The following is a 20235-nucleotide window of genomic DNA, read 5'->3' as shown; positions in this document are numbered from 1 at the left end:
AGGTATTTTTTTTCACGCAGAAAAAAATTATAGATTAGATATATGTCCGCCCGTTATGTTTCCCGGATTTTATCGCTCGTCGCCATAATGGCCGCCATATTGCATTTGCGGCTACCGGCGCAGGAAAGCCGCATCGTGCAGCGATACGCTTCCGGCACTGCGATGACTGCATCCGCCCGGCAGGGAGCACCGGATGGCGGGTTCTTTCTCGTCAGGTTTCCTAACGTTCCGGAACAATCGGTACTGGATAGTTGGGGATGGATAAAATCCCTCCACCCCAGGTACCATATCGTCAGCAAACTGCTCCCCGATTCAACCGTCCTGATCTGGTCATCGAATCATAACTGGAAAGCATCAACGAAGTTGATAGACCGGCTTTATGCTTTGCACGATCAGGATAGTGTTACTCTTATTGCCGATGCAGCCGGAACGGCGCACGTCCTCCGTCAAGCCGCCGCAAACGTTTATGAGATAAGGATCGCCGTGAAAGACTGGCCCGCATTCGCCGCCGATCCGCGGTTGCACCTGGCCGATGTGCTCCGCCATCCCCATACGGAATCCGCTTCCGCGAATGCCGACCTGTCTGTTGACCGCGTCAACGCCCTCCATGCCGAAATGCCCGCCCTTCGCGGAAATGGCATGCGGATTTCATTGAAGGAAACGTTGTACGATACGCTCGATATCGATCTCCATCCCCGGCATATACGCCATGGCGGCGAACCTGCGCGCACGGAAACGCACGCCACGCTCATGGCCACGCTCATCGCCGGAAACGGCAACAGTGGCCCCGGATCACTCGGGGCCGCACCCCGCGCGATGATCGCTTCTTCGGATTTTTCGCGCCTGTTGCCAGACGATGCCGGAATTTTCTCCACGCTGCAAATCCACGCCCAGAACCATTCCTACGGGACCGGTATCGAAAATTACTACGGACTGGAGGCGGTGGCATATGATGCGCAGGTCAGGGAACTGGATACTTTCCTGCACGTTTTTTCATCCGGGAATATTGGTACGGATGCGCCGGCGGAAGGTATTTATGCCGGCTTGACGGGTTTCGCCAACCTGAGCGGAAGTTTCAAACAAGCGAAAAACATATTGGTGATCGGAGCCACGGACGGGAACCGTACCGCAGCCCCCGCAGCAGCAGGGGCCCCGCTTTCGACGGGCGTATTAAGCCGGAACTGGTGGCGTATGGTGAAGGCGGCACCTCCGACGCGGCGGCGCTCGTGTCGGGGATCGGGCTGCTGCTGCAGGAACAATTCCGGCTGCAATCGGGCGCTGCGCCTTCCGCTGCGCTCATGGCCGCCGTGCTGATCAATTCCGCCACAGACCTCGGTGCGCCGGGCCCCGATTTTATTACAGGCTTTGGTGCGGTGGACGCGCGCGCCGCGGCGAGAACGGTCGTTGACCGAAGGTACGCCACAGGGCGCGTGGGGCAAGGGAATGCCTTCCAGATGCCTGTTCCGGCAGGAACGGGAACACTCCGCGTGACGATGCGGTACACCGACCTGGAAGCGCCGGCCAACAGCGCCCGCGCCCTCACCAACGACCTCGACCTGTGGCTGACCGACGCGGCGGGAAACCGCTTCGGTCCCTGGACGCTTTCCGCGTTTCCGCATAAGGATAGTCTTACCCGCACCGCGATCCCCGGTCGCGACAGCCTCAACAATACCGAGCAGGTACAGGCACGGTCTGCTGCCGGTGGATTGACCATTCACGTTCAGGGCCGCAAAGTGAGCGGCCTGCAAACCTTCGCCCTGGCCTGGCAATGGATACCCGACAATTATTTCGAATGGGACGCGCCCGCCTTCGCCGAAACGCTGGATGCCCGCGCACGGGCTACGTTGCGCTGGAGTACGAACATCGGCGGCCCCGGGAAAATTTTTTACCGGCAGGGAGATTCGGGCAACTGGCAGCCGCTGGCCAACGTACTGAATGTGGAAGAAGGCCAGGTGGGGTGGGAAACGCCCCCGGCATTCGGGCCCATGCAATTGCGGATGGATGTTGCCGGGAAATCGTTCACGGGCCCGCAATTCCTGGTAGCGCCGCGCCTCCGGCCCGCAACCGGCTTCATCTGCGAAGACAGCGCCCTGGTTTGGTGGGCCGCGGCCCCGGGCGCTTCCCGGTACCGGGTTTACGCGCTGGAGAACGATGCTTACCGTCTGCTTGGCGAAACAGTGGATACGACATTCGCTTTCCGTCCATCTACGGTTGTTTCGGGCATCGTAGCCGTGAGCGCCGTTGCGCAACAGGAAGGCGCCCGCAGCGCGGCGCATCGCTTTTCCGCCAACGCGCCCGGTTGCTACGTCCGCAATTTTACGGCCGATCTGGATGCTGCCGGGGCCGTGCAATTGCAGCTGGAGCTGGGAACGCCCGTCGGTTTGCGGAATATCCGCTGGTTCAGACAGGGAATGGTGTTGGGAAGTGCAACGCCGGGGAATGGTTTCGTATATGCGGCAACGGATGAACGGCCGCCGCAAGGGATCGTATATTATTATGCAGAACTGGAGCTGGCGAATGGCCGTAGAATTCTGACAGACGCAGTGCCCGTGGCGGTTACCGGCGCCGAAGAATACATCCTCTTCCCGAACCCCGCCGGCGAATGGATAAGGCTCCTGGCGAAAGGGCTGCGCGGGCAGCAGATCGTAGTGACGGACATGCAGGGCCGGGTGCGGAAAAGCCTGCGGATGGAAAGCCTCCAGCAGGAAATTCCCCTGGGCGGGCTCCCCGCCGGCAATTATTGGATCGGCGTGTATGAAGACGGGAAACGGCAGTTCGGCGCGCGCTTCGTTAAAGTGCGTTGATCCGTTACAGAAAAAAATACTTAACTTGTCAACAGGTCAAACATGCAAATTATGAAAACACTCATCCAGTTATCACTCATCACCGTTGTGTTATGGGGATGTGCCGGTGGCCTCAACCCCAGCAATACAGCCAAGGTGGACGCCGCGTTCGCCAAGTACGAAGATTCCCAGGGAAAGGCGATCTTCCGCGAGAAATGCGCGAAATGCCACAATTACAGACTCCCTGAAATGAAGACCGCCGAAAAATGGCCCGGCATCATCGACCGGATGGCGAAAAAAGCAAAGCTGAACGACGATCAGAAATCCGATGTGCTGGCGTTCGTAACCAAGCACGCCAAAGCATCCTGATCCCTCTCCGTATGTAATGGACCGGCGGCCGAAAAGCCGCCTTTTTTATGCCCGGAAGCCAGACCTGTACCTTATATTTGCGGGAATGCGACACTTCCTTCCCAATGGCAAACAACTGATCATCCGTCCTCCCCAGGTCATGGATGCGCAAGCTTGTTTGACGACCTTTCAAACGGTTACGCGGGAAACGGATTTCCTGCTGTACACCCACGAAGAATCCCTGCTGTACAACCTGGCGAAGGAAGAGGCGTTCATCCGTTCTTACATCGACAATCCGAACAACCTGTTCCTGGTGGCCGATGTGGAAGGGGAGATCGCCGGGATGGTGAGCCTCAACCAGGGCCGCACGCGCAAGCAGCACCATATGGCGCTGCTGGGCATCGCGGTGTTGCATAAATACTGGAACATGGGCATCGGACGGCGGTTGCTGACATCGGCCATCCGATGGGCGGAAGGGCATCCCCGCATCGCAGTGGTCCATTTCGAAGTGCTGGCCAATAACGAACGGGCCATCCAGCTGTACCGGAATTTCAATTTTACAGAACATGGCCGCATCCCCGGCGGTATCATCCAGCCGGATGGTTCGCTGGTAGACCTGGTGGTCATGAGCAAACGTATCAAACCCATACAAGACCGATGAAAACTTTTCAGGGTTATTACTCCTATGAAACGCCCGACCATATCCAGGGTGCAGACATCACAGTTACGAACAAACGTATCGAAATCCATTTGAAAGACGCCCACGGCAATCCGCGCATCGTGCACTGGTACTGGGAAAACGTGGTGCGGGGCGAAGAGCGCCCCGGCGGCTGCGTGCTCCATCACACCGGCCTTCCCCTTCAAACGCTGATCGTTCCCAACGGCGAATTCGCTGCCGAAGTGGATGTGCAGATGAAAAAGAAACGCCGCAATTTCCCCACTGCCTGGGTCACCTTTTTCACGACGGGGCTCATCATCCTGGGGCTGATCGTGGCCGCGTTCGTATGGATCGTTCCGTGGCTGGCCGGCAAAGCGGCCAACGCGCTGCCGGTGGAATACGAAGTATCGATGGGGGAGGAAGCGTATAAATCGCTCATCGCCGAATATAAAATCCTGCCGAAACAAACCGAACAGGTCAATAAATTTTACAAACAGATGGGCGTGAAATCCCCCTATCCCATTCAAATTACGGTGGTGGATTTCGACCAAACGAACGCTTTCGCCGTTCCCGGCGGCCACATCGTGGTGTACAGCGGCCTGCTCAAGCGCATGCAGCATCCTGAAGAGCTGGCGGCGCTGCTGGCGCATGAAAGCTCGCACGTCAACCTCCGCCATACCACCCGCTCGCTCATGCAGAGCCTCGGCACCTTCACCGCCGTAAGCCTCATTTTCGGCGACGTCACCGGCATCGGCGCGGTACTGGTGGAAAACGCCAGCTCGCTGAAGAACCTGGAATATTCCCGCCGGCTCGAAAAGGAAGCCGACCTCAACGGCCTGAGCATGCTCAAAAACCAGGAAATCCCCGGCAACGGGTTCGTGCTCCTGTTCAAAACGCTCGGCCAGGGCGGCGGCTCCGCGCCCTCCGAATGGCTCAGCTCGCATCCTGACCTGGAGCGCCGCGCGGAATACGTACAGGAAAAGTTGTCTAACCCCGAACCCGCCGTTCCCGCTCCGCTGAAAGCAACGTGGGATCAGATCAGGGCTGGTTTGAAATAGAAAAATTCACGAAATTTAAGGGAGAAAAACGGAGGGAAAATGAATCGCTACGACAGACAGATCAGGCTGGAAGGCTTCGGCCCCGAGAAGCAGGACATGCTGCGCAACGCATCCGTGCTGGTGGTTGGCGCCGGTGGCCTCGGTGTGCCGGTATTGCAATATCTCACCGCCATGGGCGTGGGCCGGATCGGGATCGCGGAAGAAGATACCGTTTCCGTCACCAATCTCCAGCGACAGGTGATCTATACCACGGCCGATGAAGGGAAACCGAAGATCGGCGCGGCTATCAGCCGGTTGAGCGCCCTCAGTCCCGACACCGTTTTTACCCCGCATCCGCATTATCTCAGCACTGCCAACGCGCTCGGCATCGTGGCGCAGTACGACCTGGTGGTGGATTGTTCCGATAACTTCGGGACGCGCTACCTCATCAACGATGCCTGCGTCATCCTCCAAAAACCTTTCATTTACGGTTCCATTTTCCAGTACGAAGGGCAGGTGAGCGTACTGAACCACAACGGCAGTGGTACCTATCGCTGTCTTTTTCCCGAACCGGGAAATGCGCCCGATTGCAACGATGTGGGCGTGTTGGGTGTGTTGCCCGGCATCATCGGTTGCTACCAGGCTTCGGAAGCGGTGAAAGTGCTCACCGGCATCGGGGAGCCGCTCGCCAACCAGCTGCTGACCATCCAGTTGCTCGATAATACGCACCAGGTCTTCACTTTCCAGCCGCAACCCGGCAATCATGATATTACCGCATTGGAGGACAGCTACGGCAACTCCGTTTGCGACGCCCGCACGCTCCAGCTCCTTTCCGTACAGGAATTGAAGGATTGGCTGGACGAAGGCCGTGATTTTCAATTGATAGACGTCCGCGAGCGCGACGAATGGGAATACTGCCATATCGAAGGGGCGGTGCACATTCCGCTGCGGCGGGTGGCGGCGTCTTTGTCGAACCTCCCGCGGGAAACGCCGGTGGCGATGATCTGCCACCACGGGATACGGAGCCGCGCTTCGGCCGAATTGCTGTTGCAGGCCGGGTTCCGGGACGTGTACAACGTGACGGGCGGCATCCATGCCTGGGCCTGCGAAATCGACCCCACTATGGCCCAGTATTGACAGGGTGGAACGGTATTTGCGAAATTTTTAGCGGTTGCGGCGATGCCGGTTAAACTTTGACCGTTGCTTGCCCGTCTTACCTTAAATTTTTCCGTTTATGCCAGTTGTTCCATTACAGACACAAATGCAGCACCTGGGCTGGAGGGCCGGTTTCGGCGAAGGCCTTCCCGAGATCAGGTCCTGGATGAAAAAGCGGCGGAAGGAAGTGGTGCGTAAAGTCATCCTCGGCCCCTCAGATGCCCCGTCGCCCATCCGCGTGGTGGACGAAACCGATCTCCCCGACTACCGGCGCCAGCGCAATATGGGCGCGGAAGAGCGCAAAATGGTACAACGCCTCAATACAGACGGCATCAAAGATCTCAACGTTTTATGGTCGCACGCCATGATCACCAGCGATCATCCGCTGCGGGAAAAAATGGCGCTGTTCTGGCACGGGCATTTTGCCTGCAGAACGCAGAACGTCCTTTTTAACCAGCAGTTGCTCGACACCATCCGGCGCCACGGCCTGGGGAATTTCGGGACGCTCCTCAGCGAAGTGTCCAAATCCCCCGCCATGCTGGGCTTCCTCAACAACCAGCAAAACCGCAAACAAAGGCCCAACGAGAATTTCGCGCGGGAAGTGATGGAACTTTTCACCCTCGGCCGCGGAAATTACACGGAAAAAGACGTGAAAGAATCCGCCAGGGCGTTCACGGGATGGGGATACAACGATATGGGCGAATTCCAGTTCCGGAAAAACGTGCACGACGACGGCCCCAAAACCATCCTCGGGAAAACGGGGAATTATAATGGGGACGACGTCATCAACATCCTCCTCGAACAAAAACAGACCGCAAAATTCATCTCCGGAAAAATATACCGCTACTTCGTTCACGAAAACGGCAACGAAGCGCATGAACACGAACTGGCGGAGAAATTCTACCGCAGTGGGTACGATCTGCGCGCGCTCATGGAACATATTTTCATGGCCGACTGGTTTTACGACGACAGCATCGTGGGCAGCAGGATCAAATCGCCGGTAGAGCTCATCGTAGGGCTGCGCCGCGCCGTGCCCATGCGCTTCGAGCAGGAAGAAGCCATGCTGGTGTTCCAGCGGGTACTGGGGCAAACGCTTTTCTATCCGCCGAACGTAGCCGGCTGGCCGGGCGGGAGGAACTGGATAGACAGCTCCAGCCTTATGTTCCGCCTCCGCGTGCCACAGATCATTTTGTATTCGCAGGAATTCAACATCCGCCCGAAAGAAATCACCCCTGAAATGGGCGAAGGCCAGAATTACAAAATGACGATGCAGGTGAACGAACTGCTGAAAAAACAGTATGCCCGCCGCGTGAACGCGCAGGTAGACTGGCAGCCGTACCTCGATGGGTTCAAGGAAGTGAAGCGGGAAGAACTGGCGGAATCCATCGCGCAGTCGCTGCTGGTGCGGAGCAAAGGCATCGACAGGGCATTGCTGGAAAAATATTCCGACGCCTCCTCGCGCGAGAATTACATCAAAACGGTAACGATCGACGTGATGAGCACGCCGGAGTACCAAATGTGCTAACAAAGAAACGGACCGTAACATGCTAATACACAGACGTCGTTTTTTACAAGTGGGCTCCCTGGCATCGGCCAGCCTCATGCTGCCCAAATTCCTCAAAGCCATGGAACAGGGGAATTTCGTGCCCCCGGGCAATAAGGTCCTGGTAGTGGTTCAGCTCTCCGGCGGCAACGACGGGCTCAACACCGTTGTCCCTTACCGCAACGATATTTACTACAAGCTCCGCCCGCAACTGGGCATCCGGAGAAACGATGCGCTCGCCCTGAACGACGAGCTGGGCATCCATCCCGCCCTCAAAACCTTCAAAAGCCTGTACGACGACGGTTCGCTGGGCGTCCTCAACAACGTAGGCTACCCCAATCCCGACCGTTCCCACTTCCGCAGTATGGACATCTGGCAAAGCGCCAGCGATTCCAAAGATTACTGGGGCACGGGCTGGCTCGGCCGTTTCCTCGACGCGCAATGCAAAGGCTGCGACAAGCCCACGCAAGCCCTCGAAATAGACGATACCCTCAGCCTTGCGCTGAAAGGTAACGATGTGAAGGGGCTGGCCCTCACCGATCCGCAAAGGTTGTACGGCGCCAGCAACGACCGATATTTCCGTGACCTGCTCGCTAAACAGCAGCACGACGACGAGCATCACAACGTCGATTACCTCTACAAAACCATGGCGGAAACCATTTCCTCCGCCGGGTATATCCAGCAGCAGTTCAAAACGTACAAAAGCAAGGAAAGTTATCCGAACACGGAGCTGGGGAAAAACATGAAAACGATCGCCGAGCTGATCATGACGGATATCAACACGAGCGTGTATTACGTTTCCCATGGCAGTTTCGATACGCACGTTGGCCAGCAGAACCAGCAGCAGCGGCTGTTTTCACAACTCAGTGACGCCCTGGCGCCGTTCGTGGCCGATCTGAAGAAGAACCACCGGTTCGAAGACGTGCTGGTCATGACTTTCAGCGAATTCGGACGGCGGGTGGCGCAGAACGCCAGCGGCGGTACCGATCACGGAACGGCGAACAATATGTTCCTCGTGGGCGGTGGCCTGAAGGAGAAAGGCATCCTTAACGACGGCCCCAACCTTACCGACCTGAAAGACGGCGATCTGCAATTCAAGGTCGATTTCAAATCGGTGTACGCCACGCTGCTGAAGAAATGGCTGGGGGCAGACGATGCCGCCATCCTGCAGCAATCCTACGAGCATTTATCCTTCATCTAACCGCGTATAAAACCCAAAAAAGAAAAAGGCCTCCTGCGTTTGCGGGAGGCCTTCGTGTGTATGTAAATCAACTATTTGGAATAATGATCGTACGCCGCCTTGGCGATCTTTGCGATCACGGCGTCGCGGGTGGCTTCGTCTGCCGCGCTCATGGAAACGAACACGGAAACCGCCAGCAGCTGGCCGTTGGGAAGGGTGATGATGCCGGCGTCGTTGGTAGCGGAAACCAAACCGTCTTTCGTGCTGCCCGATCCGGTTTTGTGCGCAACCGGTGTGCCGGCGGGCAGCAGGCCGGGCAGACGGTTTTTGCCGGTGGTGGTAGCGAGCATCGTATTCATGAGGAAATCGTTGCTGGGTTTGGAAAGCGCCGTGCCTTTTCGGAGGATGTCCAGCAATTGGGAATAGGCGGATGCATTCGCCCAGTTTTTGAACTGCAGGTCAAACCCGGTGCCAGGGCCGTTCATTTCTTCTTCCGTTAGTACGATCTCGATATTTTTTACACCAAGGCCATGCACAAAATCATTGATCACTTTGCAGCCGCCAACTTTCCGGATGAGCACGTCGCAGGCGATGTTGTCGCTTTTGGCTACCATCAGGTAAATGAGGTTGGCGATGGTTTTGTCTTTCGTGCCTTTCGGGAAGCTGTCTTGCAGCGGGCTGTAGGTTTCGAACAGATCGTCGGGCGTAACGGGGAGGGTTTGTTCGAGCGTCAGTTTGCCTTCGTCTACCTGTTTGAGGACGGCCATGGCGATGGGGAATTTGAAGACGCTTTGCATCGGGAGGCGGGCGGTGTCGTTGAGCGTGAGCGTGTCTCCGGTCGTAAAATTCTGAATGGCGACACCAACGATACCTTTTGCTTCCGCGGCGATGGCGGAGATTTGCTGGCGGAGGGAATCGGTGGTGGGCGACGTGGAGGTCGCGGATACGGTGAGACTGTCTGCCGCAGGCTGTTTCGGGTTGCCGGCGCAGGAAGCCATGAGGGTGATGATGGTGGCGGAAATGATGTAGGAACGCATGGTAGGAGATGGGTTTAGGTATGCAATTTACGGCAATCGGAAACCCATCGCGCGGCTATTCGGATATATTTTTCGGGTGATGATGGAAGCCCACGAGGTATAGCTGTTTCCGGTAGTCTCTCGGCGCCATGCCCGTCGATTTCCGGAAGGCTTTCGAGAAATGGGAGATATCGCCAAACCCCAGCTGGGCGCTGATTTCGGCGTAACTCAGCCGCGTGGTGGCCATTAAATATTGCGCCCGTTCGATCCGTTTTTCGTGGATGTGGTTGAGGGGGCGGGTACCGGTAAACGCTTTGAATTGACGTGAGAAATAATCCGGGTGCAGGTTCACGCGGGATGCGAGGAAATTGACCGTCAGTTCTGCATGCAGGTGAAGGGCGATGTAGTCCAGCGTTTCGGCGAGTTTCCCCGGGATGGGCGTTGCCTCCTGCCCGTCTGTAGCGTGCTGGCTGAGGAACCTGGCCGTCAATTGCCAGAGAATGCCCTGCGTTTCCATAGACACCGCTATGTTCTGGAGGTTGTTCAGTTCCTGGTACTCCCGGTAATACACGTCTTTTTCATACACTTTCGGATTGTCGGACCGGTTGATGCCCCGGCCGGGATTGATTTCCAGGAGGCGGTTGAACAATAATCCATCCATTTCCGTTGCCGCCACTTTCAAAATGCTGCGCTGCTGCGCGAAAAGGGAAATCCCGTCCGTCGAATCTTCGAAAAACTGGACGAAATACTGGTCGAGATGGCTGTCGCACCGCATATTGCACAACGTAAAGCTGGGGATGATGTAGAGGAACCCTGGCTCCAGCGTCACCGTTCCACCTGCGCCCGACAGGGAGCCGTCGCCGTCGTGGATATAATAAATCCGGTAATATGGACTGATGACGTGCTGGTAATTCCATCGTGCATCGAGCTGTACGCGGTCTACATTCAATAGAGTGAAAGTGTGCTGGAATTTTCGTTGGATCATATCGGAGCGGCTTATCGCTGCTAAAGTAGGATTAAAAAATTAGCAAAAGGTCGGATTTATACAAAAAAAAGTCCGTTTGAGGCAAGTTTTCGGGGGAGGATCGGTCGTAAGTTTGGAACGTCACCATTTCACGTTATCCAAGTATCGAACTGATATGAATAGAAGGACATTGGTCAAGGGCGCGCTCGCCGGTATTCCCTCGTTATTGCTTTCCGGCGTTGTCGGCCGTGCGGCGGGTTTCTCCGGGGTATTGTCTCCCGCTTCCGCAGCCCCGTTCCAGCCCAACTGGGATTCGCTGTCCAATTACGCGGTCCCCGATTGGTACCGCGACGCGAAGTTCGGCCTCTGGGCGCACTGGGGCCCGCAATGCGAGCCGGAGTACGGCGACTGGTACGCGCAATCCATGTACCACGAAGGCAGCGCCACTTACAAATATCACTGCGAAAAATACGGCCATCCTTCGAAGTTCGGTTTCAAAGACGTGATCCGCCAATGGAAAGCGGAAAAATGGGACCCTTCCGAACTACTGGGCCTCTACAAAAAAGCCGGCGCGAAGTTCTTCGTGGCCATGGCCAATCATCACTGATAATCTCGATCTGTATCCCAATAAGTATCAAAAATGGAACGCCACGCGCGTAGGCCCTCACAAAGACATCGTTGGCGGATGGGCCGCCGCAGCGCGGGAACACGGGCTCGCCTTCGGTGTGAGCGTGCATGCTTCCCATGCCTGGACGTGGTACGAAGCCGCGCAAAAGGCGGATAAGAACGGTCCCCTCGCCGGCGTGCCCTACGACGGCAAGCTTACCGCCGCCGACGGAAAAGGGCAGTGGTGGGATGGACTGGACCCGCAGGAACTGTACGCCCAAAACCATTCCCTGAGCCAGCCGGGCGGCGATCATCTGAAGAAATGGGATTGGCAGGACGGTGCATCCGTTCCCTCGAAAGCCTATGCCGAAAAATTCTACAAGCGCACGATGGCGCTTATCGAAAACTACGATCCCGCGCTTGTTTACTTCGATGATTCCGTGCTGCCGCTGTGGCCCGTCAGCGATGTGGGGCTGCGCATCGCCGCCAACCTTTACAACCGCAGTATCAAAAAGAACGGCAGGCTGGAAGCGGTGCTCACGGGCAAAGGGCTGAATGCGGAACAGCGGAAATGCATGGTGTGGGACATCGAGCGGGGGCAAAGTCACGCCATTGAGCCGCTGCCCTGGCAAACGGATACCTGCATCGGCGGCTGGCATTACGACCGGCGGGTGTATGAAAACGATCGTTACAAATCCGCCAAAACCGTCATCCACACGCTGGCCGATGTGGTGAGCAAAAACGGTAACCTCATGCTGAGCGTGCCCGTCCGCGGAAATGGCACCATCGACGAAAAGGAGCGCGCGATCGTGGAAGCGATCGGCGCATGGATGCAGGTAAACGGAGAAGCGATCTACGGCACCCGGCCATGGACGGTTTTCGGCGAAGGAGCGGCTACCGAATCGGCCGCATCGAACACCGCGGGGAATTTCAACGAGGGAAAAGGAAAGCCGTTTACAGCGGAGGATATCCGCTTCACCAAAAAAGGGACAACGCTGTACGCCATTTTGCTGGGCTGGCCGGATGGAGGCAAAACGCTCGTAAAAAGTCTTGCGGGCAAAGGGAAAGTGTCGTCCGTGAAACTGCTGGGGCATGAAGGGGAACTGGTTTTCCATCAAAGTGACCGCGGGCTGGAAGTGGAACTGCCGGCACAGGCGCCCGGAAAGGAGGCTTTTGCGCTGAAGATCGAAGGGGCCGTGGTGTAATCGTTTCAAAAAATATCAAGTCGGAAATATACAATATGGATTTGACCGGTCTTTTTCAGGCCGGATGGGAAAACTTTTGACATCCACGTCTTCCTTTCTTTACCAAAATCGAACGTTATGAACAAACTTTTACGGAGGATCTTTCCTCCCGGCATTTTCATGCATGTACCCGTCATACGGCTCAGATGGGCCATGTTGTGTGGTATCCTGCTATCCACGCTGCAACTTGCTGCACAACAAACCGTCAGGGGCCGCGTCACGGCCGCGGATTCGGCCATTTCCGGGGTGACCGTCCAGCTGAAGGGCACCGCCATCGGCACGCAAACCAATCAGAAAGGAGAATTCAGCATCAACGCACCGGCCAACGGGACGCTGCTCGTCAGCGCGATCGGGTATGCTTCGCAGGAAGTGAAGATCGCCGGGCAGTCGATGCTCGCCATTGCCCTGGAATCGGCCGATCAGCAACTCAACCAGGTAGTAGTGGTGGGGTACGGTACCCAGTCGAAGCGGAAGCTCACCAGCGCCGTGGTCACTGTTTCCGGCGAAGACCTGAACAAGCGCATCGCCACCAATCCCACGGCCTTGCTGCAAGGGCAACTGCCCGGGTTGCAGGTGGTACAGGGATCGGGGGAGCCGGGCGCGGAAAAAATCAATCTGCGCATCCGCGGTGTGAGCACTTTCAGCGGCGCGGGAAACGATCCGCTGGTGATCGTGGACGGACTGCCGGGGAGCCTCGCTTCGCTCAACCCCAACGATATTGAATCGGTGAGCCTGCTCAAAGACGCGGCGTCGGCAGCTATTTACGGCTCCCGCGGCGCAAATGGCGTGATCGTCATCAAAACCAAAAGAGGCAAAAACGGCGGATTTTCGCTGACGTACAATTTCAACCTCGGCATCTCCAACCCCACGAGCCTCCCCGACGTAGTGACGAACTCCGCCGAATACATGCGCCTTTCCAACGAAGCGTCCGCCAACTCCGGAAGGCAGCCCATCTACACCCAGGCCCAGATCGATCTGTACGAAAACGCTACCGACCGGGTGAAATACCCGAACCACGACTGGCTCGGCGATCTCTTCGTGACCGCATACACGAAAAACCATTACCTGAACATGGCCGGCGGTAAAGACAATACCACCTACAACCTCGGTATCGGGTACACCGACCAGCCGGGAACGATGATCGGGTTCGAATTCAAGAAATATACCGTGAACCTCGGCCTCTCGTCGAAAGTGAACAAGCGCGTGACGCTGGGGACCAATATCCTCCTTAATTACAGCAACAAACTCAATCCGCGGCAAGGCGCAGACGACAGTTTCCTGTCGACCCTCGCGCAATCACCCCTGTACCCGCCCCGGGCGCCAGACGGCCGCTGGATCAAAAAGGCCTATTCCAACGAGCAGGGCAACAAGAATATTCCCGCCATCGTGGGCGAGAACGTGCGCGCGCGAAGCGAAGACTATTATGTGCAGGGCAATATTTCGCTGGACGTGGAAATCCTCAAGGGCCTCACCTGGGAAAACCGTGCCGGTGGCAATTTTGACGCATTCAAGTTCAGCGATTTCCGTCCGGTCGTGGAAATGTTCTATTATAGCGATATGACCACCGCCGGCCAGCTGGACGTGGGGCCGCTGGGCTATGACGCGAGAAGGACGGATAACGTGTACGGCGTGTATTACAGCCAGCTGAACTTCCGGAGAACTTTCGGGGACCATACGCTGTCTGCACTGGCGGGTTACCAGCAGGAATACAACAAGGCCAGCAATATCGCGGGCTCGCGGTTGCAATACACGACCAATTTCCTGAAGGAGCTGGACGCAGGCCCCAAGCCGGGCATGACCAATTCCGGTACTTCGTCTGAATGGGCCATCCGGTCGTTTTATGGAAATGCCAATTACGATTTCCAGGATAAATACCTGTTCGGGACGAGCATCCGTTACGACGGAACGTCGCGGCTGCCGGAAGATACCCGCTGGGGATTGTTCTACTCTTTCTCCGCAGGATGGCGGATTTCGAAGGAATCGTTCCTGGAAGACGTCAGCTGGATAAACGACCTGAAGCTGCGGGGCTCCTGGGGCAAACTGGGCAACCAGAACATCGGGTTGTATCCTTACCAGTCTACCCTCACCGCCCGCGATTACGCGTTCGACGGAAAGGTAATACCCGGATATAATTCCGCCATGATCGTTGAGCCCACGCTCACCTGGGAAACCACGCAGGTGCTGGACATTGGCGCCGACCTCACGGCGTTCGATAATAAATTGTCGCTCACCTTCGACTGGTTCAACAAAAACACGTTCGACATTCTCCGCCAGGCGCAAATCCCGCTGTGGCTGGGGATGGAGGCGCCTTTGATCAACAACGGTTCCGTTCGTAACAAAGGGGTGGAAGTGGGCGCGCAGTACAGGGGGCATATCACCAAAGACCTGTCCTTCTTCGCCGGCGGCAACTTCCAGGCATATAAGAATACGCTGGAGAAATACGGGAAGCGCGAAATCAACGGCAATCTAATCCGGGAGGAAGGCAAACCCCTCGACGAATATTACCTCTATATCTGGGACGGCATCTTCCAGAACCAGGCCGAAATCGACCGCTCGCCCAAACAGCCCATCACGCCCAGTCCCGGCGATCTGAAAATCAAAGACGTGAACGGCGACGGGATCATCAGCGACGCCGACCGGACGTACGTGCAGGGGAAATATCCTTCCTTCCAGTACACCGCCAACCTGGGGCTCAACTGGAAACAGTTCGACTTCAGCGCCATGCTGTATGGCTCCCAGGGGCAGAAAATCTATGTGAATGGCTGGGGCGCGGAGCCCTTCCGCCAGGGGTCGATGCCAACCACCGACTGGCGCAACCGCTGGACGCCCACCAATCCCTCCACCACGATGCCCAAAATCTATATGGCAGACGGATATGCGCCCGTACAGGGCTATCCTTCCACCTATTTCCTGAAAGACGCATCGTTCCTGCGGTTGAAGAACCTGCAACTGGGATACACGCTGCCGGCGCGGTTAACGGACAAGGCCGCCATGAAATCGCTGCGGGTGTATTTCGCGGCAGACAATGTGTTTACCATCAGCGATTATCCCGGGCTCGACCCGGAACGTGCCGGCGACGGGCTGTACGTAACGTATCCGCAGATCCGGACATTCACCTTCGGCGCGTCCGTACAATTCTGATTCCTGGGCCATTAAATTTTCCATCATGAAAAGCATCATTAAAAAAATATACATCTCGATAGGTTGCATCCTTGCGTTCGGTGCGTGTAAAGACCTGAATGTAACGCCTACGGATAAACTGCCGGCGTCCATTTTCTGGAAATCGGCTGCGGATGCGGATTTCGCGTTGACGGGGTTGTACAATTTCCTGTACATGCCGGGCGGCAACTGGGCTTGCTCGCAATATTACGTGTTCGCCTGGGATACCTATTCCGACGACGCGTACGGCCAGCACGACTATGGCGGCGGCAGAAGCGCCGGCAGCTCCGGGCTTACGCCCAACACCGGCGCCTATGTGCGGAGTTATTACGAAAATAACTACAAGGCGATCGCTGCCGCCAATCACTTCCTCGCCAATGTGGACAAGGTGCTGAGCGGCGACAAGCTCAAGCGTTATAAGGCGGAAGCTTACTTCCTGCGTGCTTTCAACTATTTCTGGCTGGCGCAGCTGTACGGCAATGTGCCCATCGTGAAGGCGGACCCTTTTACCATCGATTATAATACGGTCATGGCGAAATCCACCCGCGATGAAGTGCTCGCTTTCGTGCAGGAAGATCTCGACCTGGCTATCGCCGGACTACCCGATGAAGGCTATTCCACCGGCCATGCCGTGAAGGGAACGGCGCAGGGATATAAAGTACGGGCGCTGTTGTTCGGGAAGAAGTACGCGGAAGCGGCCGCATTGGCTAAGGAGATCATCGACGGGAATAAATTTTCCCTCAACGACGATTACCTCGCCAATTTTTACAAGCCGGCGCAGAACAGCAGCAAGGAAATCATGTTTTCCGTGAAATACCTGTTGCCCAACATCGCGCACCAGGACGTGCCGCTGGTGGCGCCCATGCACCGCTGGAAGGGCTACCTCGGCACCCAGGACCTCATCAACGAATATGAAGCCAGCGATCCGCGCAAAACGATGACCTGGTTCTTCCCGGGAGATACGAAAGCGCAGGGCTGGCCGTTTACCGGCGAGCTGGCGGTTGCCACGCCGGGGATGGACGGTTGGATCGAAGGGTTTTATCCGCCGCGGAAATGGTTTCCGCCCGGCCTGGAAGACCCTACCACGGGCACGCTCGTCGATAATGACTTCGTGCTGCTGCGCTTCGCCGACGTGAAGCTGATGTACGCCGAAGCACAGAACGAAGCCGTGGGTGCCGATGCATCGGTATATAAACAAATCAACGAAGTACGGGCGCGGACGGGTGTCGGAATGCCCGGGCTGCCCGCAAACCTCACGCAGGCGCAGATGCGCGACCGGGTTCGCCACGAACGCAGGGTGGAATTTGCACTGGAAGGTATCCGGTATTTCGATCTGCGCCGCTGGGGCATCGCTACGGCGAAGCTGAACGGCTTCGTCGCCAATCCGCTCGCGCCGAACATCAAACTGAAATATGAAGACAAATATCAATTCTGGCCCATTCCACAAACGGAAATCGACCGGAATACGCCGGCGTTGAAACAAAACCCGGATTACTGATCCGCGGCTACCCTGCATTGTTTGTATGATAAGCATCCATTCGTTTGTATGATAAGCACGAAGAAGTTTGTATGATAAGCACAGAGAAATGTCCGATGCCGGAGCTGATCTTCGGCACCAGCGGCCTGGGGAACCTTTACGAAGCGTGGCCTTCCGAAACGAAGTGGCAGATTGTGGAAGAATGCGTTCGTGTGGCCCCGGGCCCGCTGGTTTTTGACACCGCCGGCAAGTATGGCGCGGGCCTGGCATTGGAAATGCTGGGCGAAGGACTGCGGAAACAGGGCACCCATCCCGGGGAAGTCGTTATCAGCAACAAGCTCGGCTGGTACCGGACGGCCCTGAAGGGAAAGGAGCCATCTTTCGAGCCAGGCGTCTGGAAAAATTTGGAGCACGATGCCGTGCAGCGGATCGATTACGATGGGATCGTGGCCTGTTACGAACAGGGGAACACCCTGCTGAACGGGTACCGGGCGGGCTGGGTGTCTGTCCACGATCCAGACGAATACCTCGCGGCGGCCGTTTCCCCGGCCGACCGTGCGCGGCGGTTCGGAGATGTGCTGTCTGCCTACGAGGCGCTCAAAGACCTGAAGCGGGAAGGAAGTGTTGCCGGCGTGGGGATCGGGTCGAAAGACTGGACGGTGGTGAGGGAGATTTGCGAAGTGGTGGAGATGGATTGGGTCATGATCGCCAATAGCTTCACGATGCATCACCATCCTGCGGAGCTCGTGGCATTCATGCGGCAGCTCGATGCGCAGGGGATTCCCGTCATCAACGCGGCGGTTTTCAACGGCGGATTTTTAACGGGACAGGATTTTTACAATTACCGCCGGGTGTCGCCGCAAACCCATTCGGAGTTGTACCGCTGGCGCGAAAAGATGCACGCCGTCTGCCGGGAATTCGGCATCCTTCCGGCGGCAGCCTGCGTCGCTTTTGCGAAAAGCGCCCCGGGCGTGCGTTCCATCGCATTGAACATGACGCGGGATTATCGCGCGGGTAGCCAGGTCGATATCCTGAAAACCAGCATTCCACCCGCATGCTGGGAAAGAATGGCGACGGAAAACCTCATCGATAAACATTTTGCGGAAACCCATCTTTACGAACCTGACATATGAAAAGACACTGCTTCGCCCTCGATCTGAAAAACGATCCGGCCCTCATCGCCGAATACGAAAACTGGCACAAAGCCGAAAACGGTTGGCCCGAAATACGTAAAAGCATCCTGGACGCCGGGATCGTAGACATGCAAATCTACCGCACCGGCAACCGCCTGTTCATGATCATGGAAACCCTGGACGATTTCCGCAATGAGGAAAAAGCCGCCCGCGACGCTGCCAATCCGCATGTGCAGGAATGGGAGCAGCTCATGTGGAAATACCAGCAGCCCCTGCCCTGGGCCAGCGGCAATGAAAAATGGGTGTGCATGGACCGGATTTACCAGTTATGACCTTCGCATCTTCGAATTCGCTGTCAATTTGGCCGGATTTCGATGTGGCTTGTTTTTGGAAGGGATGAAACCCTAAACAAGGAGGTTTTATGGATGCATTTTCCCAGATCATCCATCAGGCGGTGGAAGCCGCCGGCAAATCGGTCGTCAAAATAGAACGGCTGGATGCCAACAGGCAAGTGACCGGAACGGGATCGGGATTCTTCTTTTCGTCCGACGGTTATCTCTTCACCAATTCCCATGTGGTGCATAAGGGGAGTTATTTCAATGTGATGCTGCACGACGGTTCGGTATACCCTGCCACGCTGGCCGGGGAAGATCCCGATACCGACATCGCCATACTGAAATCGACCGCCTTCGACTTCCAGCCGGCGCAACTGGGCGCCGCGTCTGACCTGCAGATCGGTCAGCTGGTGATCGCGATCGGCAACCCCATGGGATTTCAGCACACGGTAACTACGGGCGTGGTCAGTGCCCTCGGGCGCTCGCTGAGTAGTGAGAACGGCCGTACGATCGACGGGCTTATCCAGACGGATGCGGCCCTCAATCCCGGCAACTCCGGCGGCCCGCTCATCAATTACCGTGGTGAAGTGGTAGGCGTCAACACCGCGATGATCCGCGGTGCGCAAGGGCTTTGCTTCGCCATCAGCATCGATACGGCGCGTCTGATCGCGGCGGAACTGATGAAAAACGGAAAGGTGTCGAGAGCATACCTCGGGATGATGTTGCAACAGGTGAACCTGGTGCCCAAACTGAGAAGCGGACTGGAACTGAAAAACAAATCCGGCCTCTTCGTGACCGGGGTGGAAAGGAACGGGCCGGCTAACAAGGCCGGTGTAGCAGACGGAGACATCGTAGTGTCGTTCAACGACCAGCCGGTGGAAACGTCTGACGGGCTTTTCCGCCTGCTGGACCGCGACAAGATCGGTCAGTTCCAATTTATCCGGCTGATCCGGCAAAACCGGCTGGTGGAGCTGCGGATCACGCCATCGGAGCGCGTTGCCTGAAAATGGAAATCCCCCATCGGTGTAAAACGATGGGGGATTTTTTTATCATGAAAATCTGATATCCGGATTAATGTATGGCCGGCCCGTTTGTCTGGCATTTCAGCTTGAAGTAGCCGCGTGTCAGTTGGTGGATCGTTCCATTATCCATAGACACCGCCGTTCCGCTGAACTCCCCGATCACCGGGTTATCTTTAACCTGGTGGATCGTGACGCGCCAGTTGCCGGTGGTTTCATCGGCCCGGATGAATTCCATAGTCGGGAATTTCTCGATCGTGAACGCGTTGCCGGGCTGGGTGTTGGTGTAAACACCGGGCTTGATCACCACATCGTCTCCCATGATGTGGATCAGCACCGCATCCTTATCGTAAGTGTAGCCCTGGATGAGCATCTGTGCTTTATCGTTCGTGGGGTCGGTGTCAGACTTGTCGCCGGGCACATAATACACCATGTTCCGCTGTTCGGAAAGCATAATTTTTCCGTTCATCTGGAACGAGATGAACCTGCGCTCGGGCTCCACATCTTTATCGCTGCTGCAACCTGCGCTGAAAAGCAGGACGCCGAGCAGGGCGAGGGTTGTGGTGGAATAGGACATA

Annotated in this window: 17 protein-coding genes and 1 pseudogene; 15 read left to right on the top strand and 3 right to left on the bottom strand. The window is 56.6% G+C overall.

Annotated features, from left to right (window positions below):
• Positions 1 to 42: 42 nt before the first annotated feature.
• From WJU22_RS02465 to WJU22_RS02430, 8 genes and pseudogenes are all read left to right on the top strand, one after another.
• Positions 43 to 1310, top strand: a pseudogene (locus WJU22_RS02465) (S8 family serine peptidase); the annotation flags it as partial.
• Entirely contained in the window at positions 1299 to 2804 is a 1506-nt protein-coding gene (locus WJU22_RS02460; RefSeq protein ID WP_425165452.1) for a T9SS type A sorting domain-containing protein, read from the top strand. The pseudogene WJU22_RS02465 and the gene WJU22_RS02460, both read left to right, overlap by 12 nt.
• Before the next feature lie 51 nt (positions 2805 to 2855).
• Positions 2856 to 3152 (top strand): hypothetical protein, encoded by a 297-nt coding sequence (locus WJU22_RS02455; RefSeq protein WP_341841705.1) that lies wholly within the window; start codon positions 2856 to 2858, stop codon positions 3150 to 3152.
• Positions 3153 to 3237: 85 nt separating this feature from the next.
• Positions 3238 to 3792: a GNAT family N-acetyltransferase gene (locus WJU22_RS02450; protein WP_341841704.1), complete on the top strand. Its 555-nt coding sequence runs from the start codon at positions 3238 to 3240 to the stop codon at positions 3790 to 3792.
• Positions 3789 to 4847, top strand: coding sequence for a M48 family metallopeptidase (locus WJU22_RS02445; RefSeq protein ID WP_341841703.1), 1059 nt, complete (start codon positions 3789 to 3791; stop codon positions 4845 to 4847). The genes WJU22_RS02450 and WJU22_RS02445 overlap by 4 nt, the downstream gene beginning before the upstream one ends.
• 39 nt (positions 4848 to 4886) lie before the next feature.
• Positions 4887 to 5963 carry a ThiF family adenylyltransferase gene (locus tag WJU22_RS02440; protein WP_341841702.1) on the top strand — a complete coding sequence of 359 codons (1077 nt, stop codon included), beginning with the start codon at positions 4887 to 4889 and terminating at the stop codon, positions 5961 to 5963.
• A gap of 97 nt (positions 5964 to 6060) precedes the next feature.
• Entirely contained in the window at positions 6061 to 7506 is a 1446-nt protein-coding gene (locus tag WJU22_RS02435; protein WP_341841701.1) for a DUF1800 domain-containing protein, read from the top strand.
• Positions 7507 to 7525: 19 nt separating this feature from the next.
• Positions 7526 to 8725, top strand: coding sequence for a DUF1501 domain-containing protein (locus WJU22_RS02430; RefSeq protein ID WP_341841700.1), 1200 nt, complete (start codon positions 7526 to 7528; stop codon positions 8723 to 8725).
• A 71-nt stretch (positions 8726 to 8796) separates the two neighbouring features.
• Here the strand turns inward: WJU22_RS02430 and bla are convergent, their stop codons facing one another.
• On the bottom strand, positions 8797 to 9741 hold the full coding sequence (bla, locus tag WJU22_RS02425; protein ID WP_341841699.1) for a class A beta-lactamase: 945 nt from the start codon (positions 9739 to 9741) through the stop codon (positions 8797 to 8799).
• Between the two features lie 55 nt (positions 9742 to 9796).
• Positions 9797 to 10705, bottom strand: coding sequence for an AraC family transcriptional regulator (locus tag WJU22_RS02420; RefSeq protein ID WP_341841698.1), 909 nt, complete (start codon positions 10703 to 10705; stop codon positions 9797 to 9799).
• A gap of 154 nt (positions 10706 to 10859) precedes the next feature.
• On the opposite strand from WJU22_RS02420, the gene WJU22_RS02415 reads away from it, so the two are divergent.
• The 7 genes from WJU22_RS02415 (at position 10860) to WJU22_RS02385 (ending at position 19642) form a co-directional block, all read left to right on the top strand.
• Complete coding sequence (locus tag WJU22_RS02415; RefSeq protein ID WP_341841697.1) at positions 10860 to 11291, top strand: alpha-L-fucosidase; 432 nt, start codon at positions 10860 to 10862, stop codon at positions 11289 to 11291.
• Positions 11281 to 12495, top strand: coding sequence for an alpha-L-fucosidase (locus WJU22_RS02410; RefSeq protein WP_341843752.1), 1215 nt, complete (start codon positions 11281 to 11283; stop codon positions 12493 to 12495). Before WJU22_RS02415 ends, WJU22_RS02410 begins: the two co-directional genes overlap by 11 nt.
• Positions 12496 to 12612: 117 nt before the next feature.
• Complete coding sequence (locus WJU22_RS02405; RefSeq protein WP_341841696.1) at positions 12613 to 15675, top strand: TonB-dependent receptor; 3063 nt, start codon at positions 12613 to 12615, stop codon at positions 15673 to 15675.
• 25 nt (positions 15676 to 15700) lie between these two features.
• Positions 15701 to 17191, top strand: a complete 1491-nt coding sequence (locus WJU22_RS02400) for a RagB/SusD family nutrient uptake outer membrane protein (RefSeq protein ID WP_341841695.1) — start codon at positions 15701 to 15703, stop codon at positions 17189 to 17191.
• Positions 17192 to 17262: 71 nt separating this feature from the next.
• Complete coding sequence (locus WJU22_RS02395) at positions 17263 to 18303, top strand: aldo/keto reductase (protein ID WP_341841694.1); 1041 nt, start codon at positions 17263 to 17265, stop codon at positions 18301 to 18303.
• A complete protein-coding gene (locus WJU22_RS02390) occupies positions 18300 to 18635 on the top strand; it encodes an L-rhamnose mutarotase (protein ID WP_341841693.1) in 336 nt (111 codons plus the stop codon). The genes WJU22_RS02395 and WJU22_RS02390 overlap by 4 nt, the downstream gene beginning before the upstream one ends.
• An 89-nt stretch (positions 18636 to 18724) precedes the next feature.
• Positions 18725 to 19642, top strand: coding sequence for a S1C family serine protease (locus WJU22_RS02385; RefSeq protein WP_341841692.1), 918 nt, complete (start codon positions 18725 to 18727; stop codon positions 19640 to 19642).
• A 67-nt stretch (positions 19643 to 19709) separates the two neighbouring features.
• Here WJU22_RS02385 and WJU22_RS02380 read toward each other — a convergent pair whose 3' ends face one another.
• The gene (locus WJU22_RS02380; protein WP_341841691.1) at positions 19710 to 20234 is read right to left on the bottom strand and encodes a hypothetical protein; all 525 of its coding nucleotides are present in this window, start codon (positions 20232 to 20234) and stop codon (positions 19710 to 19712) included.
• Between the last annotated feature and the right edge of the window lies 1 nt (position 20235).

This window comes from Chitinophaga caseinilytica (assembly GCF_038396765.1).
GTDB classification, from domain to species: Bacteria; Bacteroidota; Bacteroidia; order Chitinophagales; family Chitinophagaceae; genus Chitinophaga; species Chitinophaga caseinilytica.
This window is presented reverse-complemented; position numbering and strand designations above follow the sequence as displayed.

Coding starts and splice junctions, on each gene's coding strand:
- WJU22_RS02450 (WP_341841704.1), top strand. CDS start 3,238: ATGCGACACTTCCTTCCCAATGGCAAACAACTGATCATCCGTCCTCCC.
- WJU22_RS02435 (WP_341841701.1), top strand. CDS start 6,061: ATGCCAGTTGTTCCATTACAGACACAAATGCAGCACCTGGGCTGGAGG.
- WJU22_RS02395 (WP_341841694.1), top strand. CDS start 17,263: ATGATAAGCACAGAGAAATGTCCGATGCCGGAGCTGATCTTCGGCACC.
- WJU22_RS02385 (WP_341841692.1), top strand. CDS start 18,725: ATGGATGCATTTTCCCAGATCATCCATCAGGCGGTGGAAGCCGCCGGC.
- WJU22_RS02440 (WP_341841702.1), top strand. CDS start 4,887: ATGAATCGCTACGACAGACAGATCAGGCTGGAAGGCTTCGGCCCCGAG.
- WJU22_RS02445 (WP_341841703.1), top strand. CDS start 3,789: ATGAAAACTTTTCAGGGTTATTACTCCTATGAAACGCCCGACCATATC.
- WJU22_RS02455 (WP_341841705.1), top strand. CDS start 2,856: ATGAAAACACTCATCCAGTTATCACTCATCACCGTTGTGTTATGGGGA.
- WJU22_RS02420 (WP_341841698.1), bottom strand. CDS start 10,705: ATGATCCAACGAAAATTCCAGCACACTTTCACTCTATTGAATGTAGAC.
- bla (WP_341841699.1), bottom strand. CDS start 9,741: ATGCGTTCCTACATCATTTCCGCCACCATCATCACCCTCATGGCTTCC.
- WJU22_RS02415 (WP_341841697.1), top strand. CDS start 10,860: ATGAATAGAAGGACATTGGTCAAGGGCGCGCTCGCCGGTATTCCCTCG.
- WJU22_RS02400 (WP_341841695.1), top strand. CDS start 15,701: ATGAAAAGCATCATTAAAAAAATATACATCTCGATAGGTTGCATCCTT.
- WJU22_RS02460 (WP_425165452.1), top strand. CDS start 1,299: ATGGCCGCCGTGCTGATCAATTCCGCCACAGACCTCGGTGCGCCGGGC.
- WJU22_RS02390 (WP_341841693.1), top strand. CDS start 18,300: ATGAAAAGACACTGCTTCGCCCTCGATCTGAAAAACGATCCGGCCCTC.
- WJU22_RS02430 (WP_341841700.1), top strand. CDS start 7,526: ATGCTAATACACAGACGTCGTTTTTTACAAGTGGGCTCCCTGGCATCG.
- WJU22_RS02380 (WP_341841691.1), bottom strand. CDS start 20,234: ATGTCCTATTCCACCACAACCCTCGCCCTGCTCGGCGTCCTGCTTTTC.
- WJU22_RS02405 (WP_341841696.1), top strand. CDS start 12,613: ATGAACAAACTTTTACGGAGGATCTTTCCTCCCGGCATTTTCATGCAT.